The organism is Afipia carboxidovorans OM5 (assembly GCF_000218565.1).
Classification (GTDB): domain Bacteria; phylum Pseudomonadota; class Alphaproteobacteria; order Rhizobiales; family Xanthobacteraceae; genus Afipia; species Afipia carboxidovorans.
On the sequence record NC_015684.1, the window covers coordinates 2,970,788 to 2,991,184 of the forward strand.

Sequence of the window (20,397 nt, forward strand, 5' to 3'; positions counted from 1 at the left end):
CCAGCACGATTATCAATGAAAATCGCGGGAAGCTGGAAGAATTCGCACCTCGCGGGGATGACGCGCCTTTGCAGTTGAAGGCAGCGAAGCAAGCCGTTTCCCCTCTCCATCTCCGGCGGCGCTTTCCACTTGGTACGGACGCAAAGAATCATTGGCGAGTCCGATCAGGTCAGACGTTCGATCGACCAGACGATCGGCAAGCTGATGCACAACTTGATCCGGGCTACTCTGAATAACGCCCTCGACCTCGATCAGCCGCGCACCCATCACCTCCTTGCGGAACGTCGCCATCACCTTCGGCCACACCACGATATTGGCGATGCCGGTTTCATCCTCCAGCGTCATGAAGACGACGCCGTTGGCGCTTCCCGGCCGCTGACGCACCAGCACGACGCCTGCACATCGCACACGCCGTTTATCATTTTCATGTGAAACCGCGGCACACGGCACAACTCCCTCCTGTTCGAACATCTCGCGCAGGAATTCCATCGGATGCCCCTTTAGGGACAGCCGCACGGTCTGATAATCGGCAACGACTTCTTCCGGCAGCGGCATCTGCGGCAAGGGAGAGCTCCCTTCATCCGGCTGCTCGCGTGCGGCCGCAGATTGAAACAACGGCAACGGCACAGCATCCGGCAGGCGACGAACGGCCCATAGCGCGCTGCGGCGATCAAGCCCAAGCGAACGGAAAGCATCGGCATCGGCCAACAGGATCAGCGCACGCTTCGGCAGCCTTGTCTCACGCGCAAAATCTTCCAGCGAAGCAAATGGCTGTTGCATGCGCGCTTCTACAATAGCCCTGCCCCAATCCTCCAATGGGTCCTTTCCCTGCCTTCGCCGCCACTCCTGTTCATCCGGATCGACGCATTTGAACCCATCAATTTGACGAAAGCCAAGCCGCAAGGCGTGATGCCGGCCGCTTTTCTCCTCCAGAGTGTTCTGGGAAAAGCTGAAGGAGACATCGATCTCACGCACATCGACGCCGTTCGTGCGCGCATCACCGACGATCTGCGCTGGAGCATAGAATCCCATCGGTTGCGAATTCAACAAACCGCAAGCAAACGCATCGGGGTGAAAGCATTTAAGCCATGCCGACACATAGACAAGCTGAGCAAACGCGGCTGCGTGACTTTCCGGAAAACCGTAGCTGCCGAATCCCTTGATCTGATCGAAACAGCTTTGCGCAAATTTCGGATCGTAGCCGCGCTTGATCATGCGGCCGACCATGCGTTCCTCGAACTTCGGCATGGTGCCGACATGACGGAACGTCGCCATGGCACGGCGCAACCCGTTGGCCTCTTCCGATGTGAATTCCGCCGCGGCCATGGCGATGCGCATCGCCTGCTCCTGAAACAGCGGCACACCAAGCGTCTTGTGCAGAATGGATTTCAACTCGTCCGGGTTTCCACCCTTCGGATACGGATATTCGATCTCTTCAGGCTTCAGGTTTCGCCGCTTGAGATAAGGATGAACCATGTTGCCCTGGATCGGCCCCGGCCGCACGATCGCGACTTCGATGACAAGATCGTAGAATGTCCGCGGCTTCAGCCGCGGCAGCATGTTCATCTGCGCCCGACTTTCGACCTGGAACACGCCGAGCGACTCGCCCCGCTGCAACATCTTGTAAACAGGATCATCATCTTTTGATCTGACGTCCGCCAGCTCATAACGCCGACCTTTATGATCCGCGATCAGATCAAAACATTTACGGATGCAGGTCAGCATGCCTAGCGCCAGCACATCGACCTTCATCATCTTCAGAATATCGATGTCGTCCTTGTCCCATTCAATGAAGGTCCGGTCCTCCATTGCCGCATGTCCGATCGGCACATAAGTATCGAGCCGATCCTGCGTCAGCACAAAGCCTCCGACATGCTGCGACAGATGACGCGGAAATCCGATCAGCTCAGTCGCAAGCTCGACGGCCCGCACAATCATCGGATTGGTGGGATCGAACCCGGCCTGCTTGACTTGCATCTCGCTGAGACTGTCGCCCCAACTTCCCCACACCGTGTCTGCCAGCGCGGCAGTGACATCCTCCGTCAGCCCGAGCGCCTTGCCGACATCACGAATCGCGCTGCGCGGCCGGTAATCAATGACGGTCGCGACAATAGCCGCACGATGGCGACCATAACGCTGAAAGACGCACTGAATCACCTCTTCGCGACGGGAGTGCTCGAAATCGACATCGATATCGGGAGGCTCCAGTCGCTCCTCGGAGATAAAGCGTTCGAACAACACATCGGTCTCGGCGGGATTCACCGACGTAATGCCGAGCATGAAACACACTGCGGAATTCGCTGCGGAGCCTCGACCCTGGCACAGAATGTGCTGCGAGCGGGCATAGCGCACGACGTCATGCACCGTGAGAAAGTAATGCGCGTAACCGAGCTTCTCGATCAGTCGCAATTCCTTCTCGATCGTGCCGCGCAATCCTTCATCAATCCCTTCAGGAAAATATTTCCGGATGCCGGTCTCGGTCAGATCGCGCAGATGCTCTTGCGCCGTCTTGCCCGGCGGCACTGGCTCGTCGGGATACTGGTATTTCAGTTGATCGAGAGAGAAGGTGATGCGGTCAGAAAAGCGGATCGTCTCTTCCAAAGCGTCAGGAAAATCCTTGTAAAGACGCGCCATCTCCTTGTGCGGTTGCAAATGCCGCTCGGCATGCGCCTCAAGCCGCCTTCCTGCCTCGTGGATGGTGACCTTCTCGCGAATACAGCTCAGAACATCTTGCAACGCCCGGCGGCGGTGGAAGTGATACAGCACATCATTCGTGGCGATTAGCGACACATGAGTCTTGGCCGCAAGATGCTCAAGGCGCAGCATCCTGCGGCGGTCATCGCCGTGAAAGAACAACGTCGCCGCCAGCCACACACCTTCTGCCGGAAGCTCTTTTAGAGCACCCAGCACACGTAAAATTTTTTCCGAATCAAACCTGTAGGACGAAACAACGACAAGCAACTGGCCCTCGCTGAACTCGGCAAGGTCATCGAAACGCAGGTGGCACTCGCCCTTCTCCCCGCGCAGTTTCCCTTTGCTCAGAAGCTGGCAGAGACGACCGTAAGCTTCGCGATCGCGCGGGTACGCCAGAATGTCGGGCGTGCCGTCATCGAACACCAGCCGCGTTCCGATCAGCAGCTTTGGATTGTAACGAACCTTCCTGTTGCGGTTCCCCAATTCGCCGTACGCGCGCACTACGCCTGCCAACGTGTTCCTGTCAGCGATCCCGATCGCGTAAAGACCATAGCGGCTGGCTTTGTGAACATACTCCTGTGGATGCGAGGCGCCGCGCAGGAACGAGAAATTCGTGGTGATACCAATCTCCGCATAGGTCATGCGAATACTCCCTGCATGAACCAGCGAAATTCGAACACTTCTCTTCGATAAAGCCCTTCGCGATAGAGCCAGAATCGACACCCCTCGCTGTCCTCGACGCGAAAATAATCGCGCGCCCGCGCCTCCCTGTTCTTAGCCGGATTCATTCCAGTCGCTAGATTCCACCATTCCGGTGCAATCCGCTCTGGTCCCTCGACCCGTGCAATACGATGCCGCGCTCGCCGCCAATTGAAATGCGCCGGCGGCCCATGCGGAAAATCCGCAATGACAAAAATCGGCTCCGGCCTCTCGAACATTCGCAGCGGACGCAACGGCGGCTCGCCCTCATATCGCTGAGGCCACTGCGCCGACAAAGCCTGCGGCAAATGCTGCTGTACCGGCACGATACGCATCGCGCGTTCAGGGATGTGCGTGTCCTGCGGCAGATACACCACAACTTGCTGGCGGCCGAGGCGCGCAGTCATGCGGTCGATCAGTGCAGCCACATCGTCATTGTCTTGCGTATGCACATCGAGATCGCGCTGCTCCTGCACCACGGTATCGACGCGGCTGGCGGAGAGACGGATCAGATCGAAGCCGAAACCTGGATCGAGCGGATCCATCAACGCATCCAGCCGCTCACGAAACAAGCGGTCGATCATGTTGGCGCGCGTCGCCGCGTGCCCCGCATCCACCACGACAGTCCGCACCGCGCCATCGGCACGAAAGAAGCTCGCCTCCAGCCGCCGGGCACCCTTGCCTTGCCGTTCCATCGCAGCGACCAGCTTTTGCGCCAAACCGGACAGCGTTGCGGCAATCGTTTCCTCGGTCGCGACCGGATCGGGAAAATGCTGTTCTGCGATGAAATCCGGCGGCGGCCGGCGTGGGTTGATTGGCGCATCGCATTGCCCGAGCACCTCGCGCAATAAATCCGTGAATGCCTGGCCAAACCGCGCGGCAATCTCACGCGGTGCACGCGATGCGACATCGCCAATGGTCTTCAAGCCTGCGCGACGCAGTCCGCGCGTAATCGTATCTTCGACGCCGAGCGCGAACACCGGCAGCGGCGCGACTGTTGCAGCTTCCTCTCCATCCGGCGCGATCCGGCCAGGCACCGCTCGCGTCAGAGCACGTGCACAGGCCGGCGTTCCAGCAATCGCCGCGTTGACGATAAAACCCTGCCGCGACAGCAAGCGGCAGACAAGCGACAGCATCGCCGCCTCGCCACCGAACAAATGTGCGCAGCCGCTGATATCGAGAAACAATCCATAAGGCAGATCGAGCGCCACCAGCGGCGTGAAGCGATCGCACCAGTCTGCAATATGAACGAGCGCCTGCGTATCCGCAGCTGCGTCAGCATCGAATACATCGATATCCGGACAAATCGCCCGCGCATTGGCGAGCGGCATTCCGATCTCGAGTCCGACCGCCACCGCAGCATCATTCACCGCGATAATCTGCAAGGCGTTGTTGCGTTTATCCGCGACAACCCAGGGTTTGCGGAAGAATGCATCATCCGGCGCACTTGAACGCGACCAACCTCCCTGCAGGTGCTGGCGCTTGATGCGATCGGTCGGCAAGCGCGGAAACCAGAGGCTGAGAATCCGCCGCCGGTTCATGGAAGATACGCTCATCACAATTCCACTCCATGATCCATCGTCCGGTTTGGCCGTGGCGGTTGCGCACGAGCTCTGCATCAAGAACCGGCGCGCCCCAGGCCTCCCATGTCGGCCCGGGCAATGAGCGCGCCGCGCGCACTACCCAGCGGGTTTCCGCGGTACTGAGGGCAGGCTCGGCTGCCGTGCAAAACATCACGCACGACACGCCGGAGGATTGCGCTGCCAGCGTCAGCCGTCGGCTGGCAACAAGATCGAATGCTTTCGCCCTGCCCCATAATTCAAGCACCACTGCCCCCAGCGCATCGCAAGCCAATGCATCGGCGCCAGCCCGCAGCGCGGTTTCCGCATTCGGCACCCGCACCAGCACGAGGCGACGCGGATCGAGACCGAGTTCGACAAACCCGCTCATCGACAGCGCCCCCGCCTCGGCTTCCGCAAACTCCTGCTGCACCCAGAGTATCGAACGCTGTTGCGCCAGCCGCTGGGCGATGCCTGCAACGAAGCCCGTCGCGGATGCAGACTGCCGGGTCTCAAGCGCAAACACCTCGTGCAGCACGCCCCGCAACAGTCCGCCCTGGAGCGTCGCATCCGCTCCCGCATGGCCAAGCGCCACGCGCTCCGCACACTGCGGCATGGTCTGCGCCTCAAGACGGCGGATCGTGTCCCGCAAGGACGCAAGCGTACTCATCCGCGCGCTGCTCATGCGCCCGTTCCTGAAATCAGAGGCACCCTTCGCTTTTCCAACGATGGGCCACCATTTATGTTCATGTTATGTTCTAGTATAGGCCTATCAGGCCCGGAGGAGTCAACCAGAGTCTGAGACGGCAATTTTCTTCAACAGAACCAAAGAGATTGAAGCGACGAAGGAGGAAACTTGCCGGGCCGTTCCCGGTTGACCTGCCAAACGGAGAAGGCGAGATCATGCACCCCGCAGCCCACGCCCCCGATCTTTTCATCAAGGAAAACCTCGCGGATCTGCGCGAAGAGGCTGCTCATTGCCGCGCCTGCCATCTCTACAAGAACGCGACGCAAACCGTGTTCGGCGAAGGCGCGGCCCATGCCGCCGTCATGTTCGTCGGAGAACAGCCCGGCGACAAAGAGGATCTTGCCGGCAGACCATTCGTCGGCCCCGCAGGTCAGGTGCTGGATCGCGGGCTGAAAGAAGCCGGTATCGCGCGCAACAAAACCTACATCACCAATGCGGTGAAGCATTTCAAATTCGTGCCGCGCGGAAAAATCCGCCTGCACCAAAAGCCGACCACGCCCGAGATCAAGGCATGCCGGCCATGGTATGAACGGGAGCTCGCGACGGTGAAACCTGCTCTGGTGGTTGCGATGGGTGCCACGGCAGCTCAATGCGTATTCGGTAAGATCACGCCAATTGGAAAGAACCGCGGCCGCCTCTTCGACTTGGCGGAAGATGCCAAGGCGCTGGTGACAGTGCATCCATCCTATCTGTTACGTCTGCCGGACCCGGACTCGAAAGAGCGCGAGTACAAACAGTTCGTCAGCGACCTCAAACTCGCAGCGTCTTACTTGCGAGAGATTTAAAGGCAGCCACTCATCCTGCACGTCGGCCAAGCAACCCTTCGGCGACCACAGACGCGAGGTCTTCCTTCAACAATCGTTTCAACGTCTCCAGCCGGTCAGCCTCGCCCGGCGGCTTATCCCAGCGCAGCCGGCTGATGCGCGGAAAGCGCATCGCGACGCCGGATTTATGGCGCGGTGAGCGTGCCAACCCTTCAAACGCCACCTCCAGCACAAGTCCCTTGTTCGGCTCATGCACCACATGACGCACGGGGCCGAATTTCTCGACCGTGTTGCGGCGGACAAAGCGGTCGATCTGCACAAGCTCCTCGTCGGTAAAGCCAAAATATGCCTTGCCCACCGGCACAAGCTCATCGCCACCTTCACCGACAGTCCAGACCCCAAACGTGTAATCCGAATAATAGGAGGAGCGTTTGCCGTGGCCACGCTGGGCATACATCAGCACGGCGTCGATCACATGCGGATCATGTTTCCACTTCCACCACTGCCCTCTCTGCCGGCCGGGAAGATAGAGCGCATCACGGCGCTTCAGCATCACACCTTCCACGGCATCCGCATCGTCGCCTGCGCCTGCATCTGATGGATTGGCACGCGCGGCGGTGAGGTCATCCCATGTCGCGAATACCACCTGCGGCGACAGATCGATCCGCGGATCATCCAGCCGCGCAATGAACCTCTCGAGCCGTGCGCGACGATCGATAAACGGAAGGTCGCGCAGGTCATCCTCACCTTCGGCAAGTAGATCGTAAGCACGCAGATGGATCGGATAATCTTTCATCAGCTTCGGCGTCACGCTTTTGCGGTTGAGCCGCTGCTGCAGCACGTTGAAGCTCTGTACCCGCCCCTCACGCAGCACCAGAAGCTCGCCATCGATTGCGCCGGGCAGGCGTAGCGACGGTACGAGATCGGGAAAGCTCGCCGTGATGTCCTCACCGCTACGCGAATAGAGCCGCGCGAGGACATGCTCCTCGCTCTTGCGGCCACTGACAGCCTGCACGCGGATGCCGTCCCACTTCCATTCCGCGATGAAATCTGCCGGATCGAGTCCCGCAAAATCGCTATCCTCGATGGCATGCGCCAGCATCACCGGGCGAAATGGTGCAGGATCGCGATTGATCGGCTTTTCAGCGCGACCTTCCAGCCAGGCGAACAGATCGAGATAAGGCGGCGCGAGGCCTGGCCATATCAATTCGATCTCATGCGGGTCCTTGTCACCAAGCGCTGCGGCCGCGGTCTTGGCAAGCCGCGCGGAGACGCCGATGCGCAAGCCACCGGTAACGAGCTTCAAGAGCGCCCAGCGTCCGGTCTCGTCGAGTTCGTCAAGCCAGCTTGCAAGCTGCGCGGGAATCTCGGTCTTGCCAAGCGTATGCAACGTGGTGACGATTTCGGTGAGGGTCGGAGAATGCTTCGCATCGCCGTTCGTGGAGGCATGAACGGAAGGCCACATCAGCGCCACGGTTTCCGAGAGGTCGCCGACATAATCGTAAGATAGTGCGAACAGCGCGGGATCGGTGCGCGCCGTGATCAGGTCGCGGATCAGGCCCGGCTTGGCGTGGCGAAACGACAGTGCACCGGTCAGTGCCGCCAGCGCCCAGCCGCGATCGGGGTCCGGCACCTCACGAAAATACGCTGTGATCAACCGCAGCTTGTTGTTGCGTCCGGGCTCATAAGCGAGGCGATCGAGCAGGTGCGCAAAGCGGTTCATGCGCCACTCTCTCCCTCCGCCGCGAGTGGGAGCGCTTCGTCCTCCTCGCCATAGCCGACCAGATCGAGCGGCCGCGCTTTCAATCCCTTGGTCTCGCACCAGTGCACCAACGCGTCTTCCTGCCCGTGCGTAACCCAGACCTCACCAGCACCCGTTGAGGCGATGGTGGCGGTAAGGCCGTCCCAATCGGCATGATCGGAAATCACCAGCGGCAGTTCGATGCCCTTCTGCCGCGCGCGGGCGCGGGTGCGCATCCAGCCCGAGGCAAAAGCCGCGACCGGATCTGGGAAACGCCGCGTCCAGATGTCGGTGATGGCGCTCGGCGGCGCCAGCGTGATGGTGCCGGCGAGTTCGGCCTTCTTGGCGTCGCGGGCGAGTCGCAGTTCGCCAAGATCGATGCCGCGGCTCTGATAATAGCGCGTGAGGCTCTCCATCGCGCCATGGAGATAGACCGGCGCGCCGTAGCCCGCCTTGCGCAGGAGCGCGATCACGCGCTGCGCCTTGCCGAGCGAATAGGCGCCGACCAGATGTGCGCGCTCGGGAAACAGCGCGACGGAATCGAGCAGCTTGCGGATTTCACCATCCGCGTCACCATGCCGGAAGATCGGCAGGCCGAAGGTCGCCTCGGTGATGAAAATATCGCACGGTACGATCTCGAACGGCGCGCAGGTCGGGTCCGGCACATCCTTGTAATCGCCGGAGGCAACGATGCGCCTCCGCCCGTCGGTCACCGCGATCTGCGCCGAGCCGAGCACATGGCCTGCGGGATGAAAACTGACGGTCACATCCTTGAGGCGAATGTTATCGCCGTAGGAAATCACCTGAGTCGCGCCGGCGAAATTCTCGCCATAGCGCAGCCGCATGATGTCGAGGGTTTCCTGCGTCGCCAGCACCGCGCCATGGCCCGGGCGAGCGTGATCGGAATGACCGTGGGTGATGAGCGCCCGCTCTACCGGCCGCACCGGGTCGATATGGAACCCGCCGCTCTCGCAGCAGAGCCCGGCCGCGACCGGCTTCAGAATGGGTTGCAGACGCATTTGCCCTATATAGGTTGCCCCCCTCGCCGGAGGAGTCCGCCTGCCCGGACAACCTCAGTTTCGTCCATTATAAGATATAATGCGACACCACTCGCTCTGGCCGGACTCGACCTCTCTCAAACCGACGCTTAGCTTGAACGCGTGACGCTGCTTTCCCCCGACAAGCAATTGCATCCGCTGTTGCCGGATCGTTTCGCGCGCTGGTTCGCCGCGCGCGGCTGGGCGCCGCGCGTGCATCAGCTCACGCTGCTGGAAAAGGCGTTCGAAGGCCGCTCGACCTTGCTGATCGCACCGACCGGCGCCGGCAAGACGCTGGCGGGCTTTCTGCCGACGCTGGTGGAATTGTCCCACCCCGCCCCGCGTGAGGGGAAGAGCGAGAGAATATCGCAAGAGGCTAGCCCCCTCACCCGTCTCGCCGCTTGCAGCGGCTCGCCACCCTCTCCCACAAGGGGAGAGGGGAAGAATGTACGCAGCCTCCACACCCTCTACATCTCGCCGCTGAAAGCGCTGGCGGTCGATATCGCGCGCAACCTCGAACGCCCGATCGCCGACATGCAACTGCCGATCCGGGTCGAGACCCGCACCGGCGACACCCCGGCCTCGCGCCGCCAGCGCCAGCGCCGCTATCCGCCCGACATCATGCTGACGACGCCGGAGCAGCTCGCGCTGCTGCTGTCGTCCGACGATGCGCCGTATATGTTCTCGTCGCTGAAGCACATCGTGCTCGACGAACTGCATGCGCTGGTGACGTCGAAGCGCGGCGATCTGCTGGCGCTCGGCCTCACGCGGCTCTGGCACCTCGCGCCGCAGGCCACTGCCATCGGCCTGTCGGCCACCGTGGCCGATCCGCAGTCGCTGTGCCGTTTCCTGGTGCCGCAGAAACCGGACGAGGCGCATACCGCCGATCTCGTGATCGCCGATGCCGGCGCGGCGCCGATCGTCGAGATGCTGGACACGCGCGAGCGGCTACCCTGGGCCGGCCATTCGGCGCGCCACGCGCTGCACGAGATCTACGATCTGGTGAAAGCCAACAAGACCACGCTGATGTTCGTCAACACCCGCTCGCAGGCCGAGATGCTGTTCCAGGAGCTGTGGCGCATCAACGACGACAATCTCGCCATCGCTTTGCATCACGGCTCGCTCGATGTCGGCCAGCGCCGCAAGGTCGAGGACGCGATGGCGGCCGGGCGTTTGCGCGGCGTGGTCTGCACCTCCTCGCTCGATCTCGGCATCGACTGGGGCGACATCGATCTGGTCATCAATGTCGGCGCGCCGAAGGGCGCCTCGCGGCTGATGCAGCGGATCGGTCGCGCCAATCACCGCCTCGATGAGCCCTCGCGCGCGGTGATGGTGCCGGCCAATCGTTTCGAGGTGCTGGAGTGCCGCGCCGCGATCGACGCGGTGGCGGAGAATGCGCAGGACACCCCGCCCTTGCGCTCCGGCGCGCTCGACGTGCTGGCGCAGCATGTGCTCGGCCGCGCCTGCGGCGAGCCGTTTCTCGCCGATGAACTCTACGACGAGGTACGCAGCGCCGCGCCCTATACGGAGCTTGCGCGCGGCGATTTCGACGATGTGATCGATTTTGTCGCCACCGGCGGCTATGCGCTGAAAAGCTACGAACAATTCGCCCGCATCAGGCAGGACAAGAGCGGGCGCTGGCGTGTCGCCAATCCGAAAGTGCGGCAGAGCTATCGGCTCAATGTCGGCACCATCGTCGAGGAGCCGATGCTCAAGGTGCGCCTGGTGCGCGCGCGGCGCGGCGGCAGCGGTTCGACCGGGCCGATCGCGCGCGGCGGGCGGCTGCTCGGCGAGATCGAGGAATATTTCATCGAAGGTCTGGTCGGCGGCGACACCTTCGTGTTCGGCGGCGAGATCGTGCGCTATGAGGCGCTGGTGGAAGATCAGGTCTATGTCTCGCGCGCCAACGATGCCGACGCCAGGGTGCCGTCCTACATGGGCGGCAAGTTTCCGCTCTCGACTTACCTTGCCGAGCGCGTGCGGCTGCTGCTGGCGGATCGCAAGGCGTGGGCGCATCTACCGGAGCAGGTGCGCGACTGGCTGTCGCTGCAGGCGGCGTTCTCGCAGATTCCCGGCCCGCGCGAACTGGTGGTGGAAACCTTCCCGCGCGCGGACAAGCATTATCTCGTCTGCTATCCGTTCGAGGGCCGCCTCGCGCATCAGACCCTCGGCATGCTGCTGACGCGGCGGCTGGAACGCGCCCGCGCGCGGCCGCTCGGTTTCGTCGCCAATGAATATGCGCTGGCGGTGTGGATGCTGGGCGATGCCTCGGCGATGATCCGCAATCAAACGCTCGATCTCGACGCGCTGTTCGATCCCGACATGCTGGGCGATGATCTCGAAGCCTGGCTTGCCGAATCCGCGCTGATGAAACGCACCTTCCGCACCTGCGCGGTGATCTCGGGCCTGATCCCGCGCCGTTTCGCCGGCGAGGAGAAATCGCGGCGGCAGGTGCTGTTCTCCACCGATCTCGTCTATGACGTGCTGCGCAAGCATCAGGCGGACCACGTGCTGCTGCGTGCCGCGCGCGCCGATGCCGCCACCGGGCTTTTGGATCTGCGCCGGCTCGGCGATATGCTGGCGCGCATCCGGCGGCGAATCACGCATCGGGAACTCGACCGGATTTCGCCGCTGGCGGTGCCGGTGATGCTGGAAATCGGCCGCGAGGCGGTCTATGGCGAGGCGTCCGACGAACTGCTGGCGGAAGCCGCCGAGGAACTCGTGAAAGAAGCGATGGCGCGGGATTGATGACGATGTTTTCTGCGGCAATCCCTATGCCGTCATGGCCGGGCATAGCCGTTCGAAGAACGGCGTCGCTTTGCTTGCCTATGACCCGGCCATCCACGTCTTGTCGTTGGCTGCAAGAAAGACGTGGATGCCCGGCACGAGGCCGGGCATGACGAACGAAAGTGCAGTTCGCTATTCATCGTCTGAGCACGTCACCGTCTCCGGCATCACCTTCATCGCCGATCTCGCCGGTGCGCTGTTCTGGACTGAGGAGCGTCTGCTCGTCGTCTCCGACCTGCATCTGGAGAAAGGTTCGAGCTTCGCCACCCGCCGCGTGCTGCTGCCGCCTTACGACACCGCGGCGACGCTGGCGAAGCTCTGCGCAGTGATCGCACGGCACGATCCGCGCACCGTGATCGCGCTCGGCGACAGTTTTCACGACCGCGACGCGCATCAGCGTCTCGATGCCGCCGACCGCGCCACGCTGAACGAACTGCAGGCGCGTCGCGACTGGATCTGGATTGCCGGCAATCACGATCCGGCGCTGCCACACGAGATCGGCGGCACGGTGGCGGATCAAGTGCGCATGGGGCCGCTGACCTTCCGTCACGAGCCGACCGGCGCGCAGGGCGAGATCGCCGGCCATCTGCATCCGAAGGCGCGGGTGTCGAATCGCGGCCGTTCGGTGGAGCGGCGCTGCTTTGCCAGCGACGGGCAGCGCGCGGTGATGCCGGCGTTCGGCGCCTATACCGGCGGGCTCAGCATCCGCGATGAGGCGTTCAAGGCCATTTTCCAGACATCTGCCTTCATCGCCCACCTTCTTGGCGACCGCCAGGTCCATCGCATTGCCGCCTCACGCTGTTCTTGAGGCCCCACCGCCTCTCGACAGTGTGACCCTGCGCCTCGCATATCCGGCACTTGGCGGATTTGCATCGCCAGAGCGATTTGGCCTATAATTTCTGCAGATTTTGTCGCTCTCCACTCCGCGCAGCGCGTGGAATGCTGGCGAGGCTGCCGCTGTGCGGCGCAATCCGCAGGAGACCTGACAATGAACGCCCCTATCGTGCGCTTGACGAGCCTTGCCCATGGCGGCGGCTGCGGCTGCAAACTCGCCCCCGCGATGCTGCAGGAACTGCTCGCCGACCAGCCCGCAGCGGCGCCGTTCCGCCAGTTGCTGGTCGGCGTCGAGACCGGTGACGACGCCGCAGTGTGGAAGATCGACGATTCCACCTGCGTGGTCGCCACCACGGATTTTTTCATGCCGGTGGTCGACGACCCATTCGACTTCGGCCGAATCGCCGCGACCAACGCGATCTCCGACATTTACGCTATGGGCGCGAAGCCGATCATGGCGCTCGCAATCCTCGGCATGCCGCTCAACAAGATCGCCGTCGATGACGTGCGCAAGATCATCGCGGGTGGAAACACCGTCTGTAACGCCGCCGGCATTCCGGTGGCGGGTGGTCACTCGATCGACGCACCCGAGCCGATTTATGGCCTTGCTGTCATCGGCCTCTGCCGCCCCGATCAGGTGCGCCGAAATGCCGACGCCAAGCCTGGCGACGCCCTGATCCTGACCAAGGCGCTCGGCGTCGGCATCTATTCCGCCGCTATCAAGAAGGGTGAACTCTCAGGCGATGGCTACGCCGAAATGGTCAACTCGACCACGCAGCTCAACCGCATCGGCAGCGAGCTTGCCGAGGATAAGTCCGTTCACGCCGTCACTGATGTCACCGGTTTCGGCCTGCTCGGCCATGCGCTGGAGCTCGCGCGCGGCTCAAAATTGACCGTCACGCTGAATGCCGGCGATGTGCCGCTATTCACGCAAGCCGCACAGCTTGCCCAGCAGGGCCATGTCACCGGTGCTTCGACCCGCAACTGGGCAAGCTATGGCGAGGCGATCCGCCTGCCCGAGGGCCTGCCCGACTGGCAGCGCAATCTGCTGGTCGATCCGCAGACCTCAGGCGGGCTGTTGGTCTCCTGCGCTGCTGACCGTGCACAGGCGATCCTGGAGACGATCCAGCGCGCCGACTACGGCGCTGCACGGATCATCGGTCATACCGAGGCGGGCCCCGCCGAGGTGCGCGTCACGGCGTAACACTCCCGCAAAAAAGAAAGCCCGCGAGCGGCATATCGCTCACGGGCTCTCGAAAGCAAATATAGCGGACGCCTCCGCATCCGTCAGTTCACCGTCGCGGGCTCGACCTTCATGCGGCGGCCCCAATTGTCGAAGAAGTGGCCCTCATTGACCGCCATGCGATCCTCATTGACGCGATCTTCCAGCGCGCGCAGTTCCTCCACCGCACGCTGATCTTCGATCGGCCCGCCATCCTCATCGGTGACCGGAACGATCAGGACACCGTCCCAAGGCACGCCCGCACCGCGCATCAGCAGGGTGAACTGATGCCAGTCGAGCTCATCACCGACCATATGCGTATAGGTCGAGCGCAACGGCACCACGGCGAGATTCGCCGTGGAGATCAGCAGGATCAATGCCGTGAAGCCACCGTTGGTGCGCCGATATTCCTTGACGATCCAGTCGTCGAACAGGAAATCGTCGAGCTTCTTGCGCCCGGGCTTAGCAGATTTCGACAAGCGGCAGCTCCAAGACCTCTTGCCCGAGGACGTTGAGGAACGGCCCATTGCGGGCTTCGCTGTACCAGCGCTCGAAATCGCCCAACTGGTTCTTGATGTCGGGCGGATCCACCTGCGGCGCACTGGCGACGTCCTTGCCCTCGGCCTTTTCGCTTTCCGCCTTGGCGGCTTCGATCTCGGCCTGCCTTGCTTGCCAGCACGCGCGGATCACCGGCTGAAATTTCTCCAGCGATTCCTGCTGGGATTCGCTTTCGGTCGACCAGCCGACCTCGCGCAGGAATGCGCCCGAGCCTTTGACGATGGCATCGTCTTCCGTCTCGCAATTCTCGATCGCGGCGATCACGACCTTCATCAGGTTCAGCCGACGAAAGCCGAAGGCGCGCTCGTTCTCGAATACTTTAAGGCGCGCAGCCACCTCGCGGCGATAGTTTTCCTCGTCCACGCTCGCCGCATGCGCGGATTTCTCAAGGTTGTCGAGAAAAGCGGAGAGTACTTGCGTCATCGCACACCCAATTTCGGTGAGAGGGGATTTGGCGGAAGAGAATGGGAGTCGAACCCACCAAGGACCGGCTCGCGGCCCTTCCCGGATTTGAAGTCCGGACGCCCCACCGGGAACGATGCTCTTCCGTTAGCTTCGATATTCGCAGCCGTGCTTGACGTTGGCAATTCATCCGATGGTTTGCCGAACAGGTCAAGTCGGTGCTTATTGACGCGGCGCAAATCGCCATGGCGAATAGTGACGCCGTGCCGGTCAAAAAACTCAAGAATCTGGATCGCGACCTTGCGGCCGTTATCGAGCCGGTCGCGCAACTGCGCCGCCGTGAAATAGCCATCCGTGGCAATAGCCGCAACGGAGACCATCACCTGAACGATCTCGGCCACGGTTCCGCGCAGGAAGAAGTGGTCGTGGGCGATCTCGTCCACCTTGCCCATGCGTCCGACCAGCTTGAAGATGCGCCGCACCTCCGGCTCGGAAACGCCGGTATAGCCCGCGATGTCGCGCACGCGCGGCGGCCGGAAGCGCCCTTCCCCGCCGACATATTGCACGACCTTGCTCCAGAGCGCCTCATCGGCCGGTGACAGCCGCACCTCATGGCCCGGAAGGCGCACCCACGCGCCATCGAGCGCCAGCTCCTTGTTGCGCGCGAGGCCCTGCAGGAACGCAATGAACACCGGAGCCGCCAATCGCGGCTCAAGCTGGAGCCGAAGGCGCTCAAGCCCCATGCCGGGCAAGTTCAGGTAATCGGCGTGAAAGACCGTCAGTATCTCGTGGATCGTATTCTTCAGGCGCAGCCACGCCGCCGGGGCGATCACAAACTCGGCCTTCGACGTCGGCAATCGCAACAGGCTGAGGCGCTGGACCAGCGCATCGTGCTCGGTTGCCGATAGCGCATGGTCACGAACGAAGCCGGAGAAATCGAGATAGCCGGCGACGTCGAGCAATGCCGACAGGCTCTGGTCGATATCGGGAATAGCGCCTGCTTCGAGCTGGGCGATCCGTTCCGGTGTACGCCGCTTGCGCGCCGGCGCGCGCAGATCAACGAAGGCGCCACCGCCGATGGTGCGTTGGGCCGTGGTGTCGCGCAGCACGAACCGATCCCCCACCGCCGCGGCGATCGGCTGATCCAGCACGAACTGAACGAATGCCTCACCGCCTGGCGGGATCGGATCGTCACCCAACAGCACCACGCGAGCACCGATCTCGACGGCCGCATGATGCAGCCGCACCGGCATCCATTGCGTGACAGGTCGAGTTTCCGAGGCGAGCACCTGCAATTTCGCATCGATGCGATTTGCCGGCGCGTGCAGCACCGGATCGAGCACGACGTCGCCACGTGTGATCGCATCCTTGGAAATCTGCTCACCGGCGAGATTAAGTGCACAGCGGTCGCCCGCCTGGCCGCGCTCGGCCGCACGATTCTGCGCGTGGATCGCGCGCACACGCGCCGGGCGTCCCGAGGGGCTGATCACGACCTGGTCGCCAACCGCAACCGTGCCGGACAACACCGTTCCCGTCACCACCGTGCCCGCGCCGGGCAGCGTAAACGAACGATCAACCGCGAGGCGGAAACGGCCCTGCGCCGAGCGGCCGGCCCATGCCGTCGCTGCTGCGAACAGATGCGCGCGCAGGTCTTCGATACCCATGCCCGTCGCACTCGAGACGGCAAACATCGGCGCATCATGCAGCGCTGTCGGCGCCAGCAGATTTGCGATTTCGTTTTGCGCTTCGGCCAGGCGCTCTGCATCCACCAGGTCCGACTTGGTAATCGCGACCGCACCGCGGCTGATGCCGAGCAGATTGATAATGGCGAGATGCTCGACGGTCTGCGGCATCACGCCGTCATCGGCGGCAATCACCAGCAGCACGAAATCGATTCCGGTCGCGCCGGCAAGCATGTTGTGGACGAAACGCTCGTGTCCCGGCACGTCGATAAAGCCGAGAACGCCGCCCTCCGGCACCGGCAGATAGGCAAAGCCAAGATCGACCGAGATGCCGCGCGCTTTTTCTTCCTTGAGGCGATCGGTATCGACGCCAGTCACCGCCCGCACCAGCGAGGTCTTGCCGTGATCGATATGACCCGCGGTGCCGACGATCATGAGACCTGCTCCGGCAGAGGGGCTTCCGCGAGCTTCCGCGCGCGCTCGATCTCGGCGACCGACAATTCCGCAAACGTCGGCTGAATGAAGGAATCCGCAAGCGGGCTCGCGCCAGCCCGCGCCCGCAGCAGCCACATCAGCGCAGCAACGCCGTCGCGTGGCACACCGGCGCCAAGCTGATAGGCCGCTCCCAGCATCGCCTGCGCATCGGCATCGCCAAGTGCCGCCGCCTTGTCCCACCAGCGCGCGGCGGCGGCGGCGTCACGCTCCACGCCGAGGGCATTGTGATACATCATACCGAGCCGCGTCATCGCCGGGACGATGCCCTGCGCAGCCGCGGCTTCCGCCCAACGCTTTGCGTCCGTGATATCTCCGGGGATCATCTGGCCTTCGACCAGCATCCACGACAGCATGTCCTGCGCCGGCCCATCGCCCGCCTCTGCAGCCTGCTTGTAAAGCTCGGCGGCACGCACCGCGTTTACCTCGACGCCCTCGCCCTTGAAGTAGACTTCCGCCAGGTTGCGCTGACCGATCGGATCGCCGCCTTCGGCTGCTAGCGTCAGCCAGCGCAAGGCGAGCGCGCTGTCGCGATCAACTCCCAGCCCTTCGCTGAAGCACTTGCCGATGTTGTTCTGCGCGCGCGCAATGCCCTGATGGGCGAGCGGCCCCCAGATCGCGAGCGCGGATTCGTAATCGTTCGCTTCAGCAGCCTCATAGGCCTGCGCCATTAGCGTGGCGGCTTCGGTTTCGCCAGCCGCTTCACCCGTCCCCTCGCCGCCAGCCGCACTCGGCGCAGCCGCATCACGGCGCCAAACCCGTTCTAAAACATCCCGCCAGCTCATCAGCGTCGCCCCCCGATCCGCAGCGTGGCGAGATTGCGCACAAACGCGGCCTCATCTTCGAGACAACGAAGATCGAGCACGAAGGCATCGTTCTCGACTCGGCCAATGACCGGCCGCTCAAGCGTGCGGAATCCATCGGCCAGCGCCGTCAGCGCGCGGCCGCTGCTGCGTGCCCCAGCCGGGCGCAACGCGATCCCCGCGCTCTGGATCACTTCCGCCGGAAGCGAGCCCGAACCGATCTGGCTTGTGCAGGCGATCACGCTGGCAGCAAAGCCCGAGCCAACCGCAGTCGCCACAGCGGGTAGCAGGCGCTGCGCCGCCGCTTCGATATCGGCGACCGGCCGCGCCATCATCCGCAACGTCGGCAACCGCTCGGCGAGCCGATCCGGATCGCGATAGAGCCGCAGCGTCGCTTCGATCGCCGCGAGGCGGATCTTGTCGACACGCAGTGCGCGTTTCATCGGATTACGGTTCAGCCGCGCGACCAAATCCTTGCGTCCAACAATGAAGCCCGCCTGCGGGCCGCCGAGCAGCTTGTCGCCGGAGAAGGTCACGAGGTCCGCGCCCTCGGCCACCGCTTCAGACACGGTCTGCTCGTGGGTGAGGCCATACTGCGCGAGATCGACCAGCGTGCCGGAGCCGAGGTCATTCAGAAGCGGTACATCGCTCGCATGCGCCAGCGCGGCGATAGCCTTGCCGGAGACGGACTTGGTGAAGCCCTCAATGCGATAGTTCGAGGTGTGCACCTTGAGGATCAGCCCGGTCTTCGGGTTGATCGCGGTTGCATAGTCCTTCTCATGGGTGCGGTTGGTGGTTCCGACCTCGACAAGCTTGGTGCCGGCGCGCGCCATGATCTCAGGCATGCGGAAGGCACCGCCGATCTCGATCAACTCGCCGCGCGAGACGATCGCCTCCTTGCCCTTTGCAAGCGTATTGAGCGCAAGCAGCACGGCGGCAGCATTGTTGTTCACCACCGTCGCATCCTCAGCGCCGGTCAGTTCGCACAACAGGCTGCGGACCAGATTGTCGCGCTCGCCGCGCTTGCCCTGTGCGAGATCGAATTCCAGCGCGATGGCTTCGCGCATCGCAAGCGTCGCCGCCTCCACCGCCGCCTCGGCAACAATGGCGCGGCCGAGATTGGTGTGCAGCACGGTGCCGGTAAGGTTGAAGACCGGCCGCGCGTTCGGGCGGGCATCCGCCTCGAGCCAGGCCCGGGCGTCGCCGGCGAGGGCTTCGACGCTGGCCGCGACCGTCTTTCCCGCAGCCAGCGCTTCGCGCGCGGCGGCGGTTGCGTGGCGGATGGCCTCCACCACGCGCGGGCGGCCGAAGCGCACAACCGCCTCCTGCGCCGCCGGTGTTTTCAGAACCTCATCGACGGACGGAATACGGCTGAGGGTGGGATTCCCTGCATCCATATCGGCCTCCTAGTAGCCGATAAGGAACGGGTTGATGCCACCGCGACGGAAGCCGAGTTCGTGGACCAGAAGATCAAGGCCGAGCGTCGCGACATCATCCGCGACAGGATCAAGCCGGTGATCTTTCTGATGATTGAACACCTTCATGTAACCGTGACAGTCGTCGCAGGTCTCCGCCTTGATGTGGCCGGCCCCTTCGACTTCCTGAAACAGGATCTTGCGGGTCGAGCCGCAGAGGGTGCATTTCGAGCGGACGTAGTTCCAGAGCGTGCCGCACAGTGAGCAGGAGCAATAGCGAGCACCCGGCGTGCGCGGCCAGTTGACCAGCACAGTCGCCGTCGGCGCACCACCGCAGGACGGGCAGACGCCGTCACCAACCGACTGCAGGCTTTTGGCATCGAGCCGCGCGGCAAGACGGGCGAAGTGCACCTGGAGCGCCGCGGCAATGAAGATGTGCTCGGCAAGCGCTTCTACCGGTATGGCTTCGGCCAGCACATTCTGAACCATGTAGGCGCGCCCATCGGCATCAGCCTTCACAACCTTGTCGAGCGCAGTGCGGGCCTGTTCGGGCATCTCAAGGTCGACGGCTGCCTTGAGCAGCCGATCGAGGGTTTCCGTGAAGGCCGCATCGGCCGTGAAATGGCCGCGGTCGAGCGGCGGCATGGTGTGCTGCCGGGCGCGCTCCAGCGTTTCGGCCGAAACCGGGTCCGGGTCCGGCAACCCATCCTGGATGGTGGCCTGGATCTGGCACAGCCCGGACAGGAATTGCAGATACGGCGCAAGCTCGTGGTTCTCGGCAACTTCCGAGAAGCGCGTGGAGCGGGCCGAGAATAGCTGGCTTGGATCGGGAAGCCGCGCAAACTGCGGCGTCGGAATATCACTGATGACGGATGGATCAGGGGCGGTCGAATCGACGTTGGACATTCTTAAACCTCACGAACCTCACAGGTCACGTGGACTCACCAACGCGTGGCCGAG

Annotated in this window: 13 protein-coding genes, 1 tRNA gene and 2 pseudogenes; 4 read left to right on the plus strand and 12 right to left on the minus strand. The window is 63.0% G+C overall.

The window, feature by feature from the left end; genetic code table 11:
* Positions 1–12: 12 nt before the first annotated feature.
* From OCA5_RS14060 to OCA5_RS14070, 3 genes are read right to left on the minus strand one after another with little or no spacing between them, the layout of a single operon-like run.
* On the minus strand, positions 13–3,336 hold the full coding sequence (locus OCA5_RS14060; RefSeq protein WP_012562339.1) for an error-prone DNA polymerase: 3,324 nt from the start codon (positions 3,334–3,336) through the stop codon (positions 13–15).
* Positions 3,333–4,934, minus strand: coding sequence for a DNA polymerase Y family protein (locus OCA5_RS14065; RefSeq protein WP_244396185.1), 1,602 nt, complete (start codon positions 4,932–4,934; stop codon positions 3,333–3,335). Before OCA5_RS14065 ends, OCA5_RS14060 begins: the two co-directional genes overlap by 4 nt.
* Positions 4,828–5,637: an ImuA family protein gene (locus OCA5_RS14070; RefSeq protein ID WP_012562337.1), complete on the minus strand. Its 810-nt coding sequence runs from the start codon at positions 5,635–5,637 to the stop codon at positions 4,828–4,830. Before OCA5_RS14070 ends, OCA5_RS14065 begins: the two co-directional genes overlap by 107 nt.
* Before the next feature lie 257 nt (positions 5,638–5,894).
* On the opposite strand from OCA5_RS14070, the pseudogene OCA5_RS14075 reads away from it, so the two are divergent.
* Positions 5,895–6,485 (plus strand): annotated as a pseudogene (locus OCA5_RS14075) (UdgX family uracil-DNA binding protein); the annotation flags it as partial.
* 10 nt (positions 6,486–6,495) lie between these two features.
* Here the strand turns inward: OCA5_RS14075 and OCA5_RS14080 are convergent.
* Together OCA5_RS14080 and OCA5_RS14085 are read right to left on the minus strand one after the other, a co-directional pair.
* A complete protein-coding gene (locus OCA5_RS14080) occupies positions 6,496–8,187 on the minus strand; it encodes a cisplatin damage response ATP-dependent DNA ligase (protein WP_012562335.1) in 1,692 nt (563 codons plus the stop codon).
* Positions 8,184–9,224 carry a ligase-associated DNA damage response exonuclease gene (locus OCA5_RS14085; protein WP_012562334.1) on the minus strand — a complete coding sequence of 347 codons (1,041 nt, stop codon included), beginning with the start codon at positions 9,222–9,224 and terminating at the stop codon, positions 8,184–8,186. The genes OCA5_RS14080 and OCA5_RS14085 overlap by 4 nt, the downstream gene beginning before the upstream one ends.
* 141 nt (positions 9,225–9,365) lie before the next feature.
* On the opposite strand from OCA5_RS14085, the gene OCA5_RS14090 reads away from it, so the two are divergent.
* The 3 genes from OCA5_RS14090 (at position 9,366) to selD (ending at position 14,067) form a co-directional block, all read left to right on the plus strand.
* Positions 9,366–11,990: a ligase-associated DNA damage response DEXH box helicase gene (locus OCA5_RS14090; protein WP_012562333.1), complete on the plus strand. Its 2,625-nt coding sequence runs from the start codon at positions 9,366–9,368 to the stop codon at positions 11,988–11,990.
* Between the two features lie 148 nt (positions 11,991–12,138).
* The gene (pdeM, locus tag OCA5_RS14095; RefSeq protein WP_013913301.1) at positions 12,139–12,837 is read left to right on the plus strand and encodes a ligase-associated DNA damage response endonuclease PdeM; all 699 of its coding nucleotides are present in this window, start codon (positions 12,139–12,141) and stop codon (positions 12,835–12,837) included.
* Positions 12,838–13,017: 180 nt separating this feature from the next.
* The gene (selD, locus tag OCA5_RS14100; RefSeq protein ID WP_012562331.1) at positions 13,018–14,067 is read left to right on the plus strand and encodes a selenide, water dikinase SelD; all 1,050 of its coding nucleotides are present in this window, start codon (positions 13,018–13,020) and stop codon (positions 14,065–14,067) included.
* 83 nt (positions 14,068–14,150) lie between these two features.
* Here selD and OCA5_RS14105 read toward each other — a convergent pair whose 3' ends face one another.
* From OCA5_RS14105 to fdhE, 7 genes and pseudogenes are all read right to left on the minus strand, one after another.
* Positions 14,151–14,564, minus strand: a complete 414-nt coding sequence (locus OCA5_RS14105; RefSeq protein ID WP_012562330.1) for a hypothetical protein — start codon at positions 14,562–14,564, stop codon at positions 14,151–14,153.
* Complete coding sequence (locus OCA5_RS14110; protein WP_012562329.1) at positions 14,548–15,066, minus strand: hypothetical protein; 519 nt, start codon at positions 15,064–15,066, stop codon at positions 14,548–14,550. Before OCA5_RS14110 ends, OCA5_RS14105 begins: the two co-directional genes overlap by 17 nt.
* A gap of 29 nt (positions 15,067–15,095) precedes the next feature.
* Positions 15,096–15,191 (minus strand) — tRNA-Sec (locus OCA5_RS19170).
* Between the two features lie 144 nt (positions 15,192–15,335).
* Positions 15,336–17,162, minus strand: a pseudogene (gene selB, locus OCA5_RS14115) (selenocysteine-specific translation elongation factor); the annotation flags it as partial.
* A complete protein-coding gene (locus tag OCA5_RS14120) occupies positions 17,159–18,004 on the minus strand; it encodes a tetratricopeptide repeat protein (RefSeq protein ID WP_013913302.1) in 846 nt (281 codons plus the stop codon). The pseudogene selB and the gene OCA5_RS14120, both read right to left, overlap by 4 nt.
* A complete protein-coding gene (gene selA / locus OCA5_RS14125) occupies positions 18,004–19,419 on the minus strand; it encodes an L-seryl-tRNA(Sec) selenium transferase (protein ID WP_012562326.1) in 1,416 nt (471 codons plus the stop codon). Before selA ends, OCA5_RS14120 begins: the two co-directional genes overlap by 1 nt.
* A 9-nt stretch (positions 19,420–19,428) precedes the next feature.
* Positions 19,429–20,343 carry a formate dehydrogenase accessory protein FdhE gene (fdhE, locus tag OCA5_RS14130; protein ID WP_012562325.1) on the minus strand — a complete coding sequence of 305 codons (915 nt, stop codon included), beginning with the start codon at positions 20,341–20,343 and terminating at the stop codon, positions 19,429–19,431.
* Between the last annotated feature and the right edge of the window lie 54 nt (positions 20,344–20,397).